At 69.9% G+C, this 3299-nt stretch carries 4 protein-coding genes; all 4 read right to left on the reverse strand.

Going from position 1 to position 3299, the window contains the following annotated elements; genetic code table 11:
* Positions 1 to 74: 74 nt before the first annotated feature.
* Genes AC07ZS_RS29610 through AC07ZS_RS29625 form a run of 4 tightly spaced genes read right to left on the reverse strand, consistent with a single transcriptional unit; the run spans position 75 to position 3273 of the window.
* Positions 75 to 818, reverse strand: a complete 744-nt coding sequence (locus AC07ZS_RS29610; protein ID WP_494802001.1) for an aspartate/glutamate racemase family protein — start codon at positions 816 to 818, stop codon at positions 75 to 77.
* Complete coding sequence (locus AC07ZS_RS29615) at positions 818 to 1513, reverse strand: GntR family transcriptional regulator (protein WP_494802002.1); 696 nt, start codon at positions 1511 to 1513, stop codon at positions 818 to 820. Before AC07ZS_RS29615 ends, AC07ZS_RS29610 begins: the two co-directional genes overlap by 1 nt.
* A complete protein-coding gene (locus AC07ZS_RS29620; RefSeq protein WP_494802003.1) occupies positions 1510 to 2403 on the reverse strand; it encodes an ABC transporter permease in 894 nt (297 codons plus the stop codon). The genes AC07ZS_RS29615 and AC07ZS_RS29620 overlap by 4 nt, the downstream gene beginning before the upstream one ends.
* Before the next feature lie 3 nt (positions 2404 to 2406).
* Positions 2407 to 3273 carry an ABC transporter permease gene (locus AC07ZS_RS29625; protein ID WP_494802004.1) on the reverse strand — a complete coding sequence of 289 codons (867 nt, stop codon included), beginning with the start codon at positions 3271 to 3273 and terminating at the stop codon, positions 2407 to 2409.
* Between the last annotated feature and the right edge of the window lie 26 nt (positions 3274 to 3299).

A 3299-nucleotide genomic window follows, 5' to 3' on the forward strand; every position in this document is an offset into this window, starting at 1 on the left:
GGGTGAAGGAGTTGGGTGGGGCGGACCATGCGGGCATTTTGCGACAAGGCGCCGCCGCGCGCTGACGCCTGCGTTCAGGTGGGCGGGTGGCCCAGTGCGGTCATCTCGGGTGAAAGGCCTTGCCATGCCACGTCAAAACCCGGCGTCGAGCGCTCCGGCGGCAGTGGCGCGCTGCGCAGCGCCCAGTGCGCGCCCGCCACCACGCTGTCGATCACCGGGATCGGCACCTCGGCCTGCACCGCGCCGGCCATGCCGGCCAGGCCCGCACCGCCCAGGATGACGGCCTGCACGCCGAGTTGCCGGGAGGCGTCCCGGCAGGCCTGGGCAAGCAACGCGCGCGCGGCCACCGGGTCGGCGGCGAGCTGGGCGCCGGTGGGTGCCACGGTGTGGATGCCCGCGAGCTGCTGGGCCTGGCCGAGCGCCTGGGCCAGGCGCTGCAGCATCGGCCCCCAGCGGGTGCCGCCGGTGACGATGGCGTAGCGCCCATGGCGCGCGGCCTCGATGAAGGCGGCTTCGGCCAGGCCGGTCACCGGCACCGGGCTGCTCTCGCGCAGGGCCATCAGGCCGGGGTCGCCGAAACAGCCGATCAGCACCGCGTCGGGCGGGGTCTGGGCGGTGGCCAGGTCCTGGGCCCAGGCGTCGAGCGTGGCGTGGGCGGCCACGGCGTAGCTGGCTTCGTCGGCGATGTAGGGCGAACCGAAGCGCGCGGTCACGGCGCGCACGCCCACGTGCAACCCGGCGGCCTGTTGCACGTGCGCCTGCAGCAGCGCGCTCACGCCGGGCGAGGTGTTGGGGTTGATGACCAGCAGCTGGCGCATCAGGCCACGGGGGCGAAGAGGCGTTCGAGGTCCGGCGCCGCGGCGGTGGGCGGCGAGAAGTCCAGTTGCGCTTCGAGCCGGTCCAGGTGCTCGCGCATCAGCCGCGCGGCCTCGCGCGCATCGCGCAGCCGGATCGCGGCCAGCAGCGCGCGGTGCTCGTCGCAACCGCAGGCCGTGGCGTCGCGCCGGGCCTGGGCGTGGCTGCTGCTGTAGGTCATGAGGATGAGCGAAGTGCGCGAGACCATCTCGCGCAGGATGCGGCCCAGGGTCTGCTGGCCGGCGCGGTCCGCGATGTGCAGGTGGAAATCGCCCGAAAGCCGGATCGCACGCCGCATGTCGCCGGCGCTGCGCGCCGCCTCTTCGTCGCGGATGCAGCGGGTGAGCAGCTGGATGTCGTCGCGCTCGGCGCGTGCCACGAAACGCTCGACCAGGCTGGACTCGATCAGGCGGCGCACCTCGAACACCTCGCGCGCCTCCTGCTCGCTGGGCTGGGCGATGGTGGCGCCCCGGTTGGGCGTGAGCGTGACCACCTGCTCGTTGGCCAGGCGCACCAGCACCGGCCGGATCAGCGTGCGCGAGACCCCGAAGGCGCTGGCCAGGCGGTCCTCGACCAGCTTGGTTCCCGGGGGCAGCCGGTGGTCGAGGATGGCCGAGACCACACGGTCGTAGATGAGGCTGTCGGTGCTGCCGGTCACGCGCTGCGCCCCTTCTTCTGCCGCCGCCCCAGCCAGAGCGCGAGCGAGACCGCCACGCCCATCACCAGCAGCGAAACCACCGTGGTCACCGTGCCCAGCGCGTAGATGGCGGGGGTGGTCACCGTGGAGGTGAGGCCCTGCAGCTCCAGCGGCAGCGTGTTCACGTCGCCGATGGCCTGAGAGGTGCGCGCGATCTCGTCCCAGCTCAGGGTGAAGCCGAACATGCCGATGCCGACCACCGAAGGACCGATCAGCGGCAGCACCACGTGGCGAAAGCCTTGCCACGGCGTGGCGCCCAGGTCGCGCGCGGCTTCTTCGTAGGCCGGGTTGAAGCGGTTGAACACCGCGAACATGATGAGCAGGCCGAAGGGCAGCGTCCAGGTCAGGTGGGCGCCCAGGGCCGAGGTGAGCAGGCCGAGGGCGGTGCCGTAGTTCTCCAGCGTGCCGGTGGCGTCCACCGCTTCGAGCAGCCCTTTCAGAGCGCCGTCGAGCAGGCGGAACTGCAGGCCGATGCCCAGCGAGACGATGATGGACGGCATGATCAGGCTGGCCACCGTGACGTAGAACAGCGCATTGGCGCCGCGCAGCGGCTTGCGGAAGGCCAGGCCGGCGAGCACCGAGAGCAGCACGGTGAACAGCATCACCACGCCGCCCAGCATCAGCGAGCGCAGGAAGGCCGCGCCGATGTCCACCGTGCCCAGGCCTTCGGCGAGCTTGTGGAACCAGTGCAGCGACACGCCGCGCAGCGGGAAGGTGAGACCGCCCTCGGGCCCCTGGAAGCTGAGCACGAAGATCACGGCCATCGGGCCGTACATGAACAGCACGAAGAGCGCGAAGACGATGGCCAGCGGCCAGAAGCCGGCGGCGCGGGGTTCCTTGAAGCGGGGCATGGATCAGAGCTCCTTGCGGATGTCGACCAGCCGGGTGAGGCCCCAGATGATCATGAGCACCACGGCCAGCAGGATTACCGCGTTGGCCGCCGCCAGCGGGAACTGCAGGTAGGAGGTCTGCACCTGGATGATCTTGCCCACCGAGGCGATCTGCTGCCCGCCCATCACGCCGATGGTGACGAAGTCGCCCATCACGATGGTGATGACGAAGATCGAGCCAATGAGGATGCCGGTCCTGGACAGCGGCACGATCACGTTCCACAGCGTCTGCCAGCCGGAGGCGCCGCTGTCGCTGGCGGCTTCGAGCAGGCTGCGGTCGATGCGCATCATGCTGTTGAAGATCGGCACGATCATGAACATGGTGTAGAGGTGCACGAAGGCCAGCACCACCGAGAAGTCGGAGAACAGCAGCCACTCCACCGGCTCGTCGACCAGCCCCAGGCCCATCAGGCCCTGGTTCACCAGGCCGTTGCGGCCCAGCAGTGGCACCCAGGAAATCATGCGGATGACGTTGGAGGTCCAGAACGGCACGGTGCAGAGCACGAACAGCAGGGTCTGCATGCCGGGCGAGCTCACGTGGAACGCGAGGAAGTAGGCCACCGCGAAGCCCACCAGCAGGGTGATGCCCCACACCAGCAGGCAGAACTTCAGGGTGGACAGGTAGGTGGAGAGCGAGACGCAGAAGTCGCCGTGCTCGGTGAGCGTGGAGCAGCCCTCGAAGATGGCCGCGTAGTTGCGCAGCGTGAAGCCGGGGATGAGCTCGTACTCGTTGAAGTTCCAGAAGCTCACCATCACGGTGAGCGCCAGCGGGATCAGGAAGAACACCACGAACACCAGCGTGAACGGCGCGGCCTGCCACCAGGCCTTCACGGTGCGCGTGGGGCCGAGGGCGGGTG

It is taken from the genome of Hydrogenophaga sp. GW456-12-10-14-TSB4 (assembly GCF_059424305.1).

Coding starts and splice junctions, on each gene's coding strand:
- AC07ZS_RS29610 (WP_494802001.1), bottom strand. CDS start 818: ATGCGCCAGCTGCTGGTCATCAACCCCAACACCTCGCCCGGCGTGAGC.
- AC07ZS_RS29620 (WP_494802003.1), bottom strand. CDS start 2,403: ATGCCCCGCTTCAAGGAACCCCGCGCCGCCGGCTTCTGGCCGCTGGCC.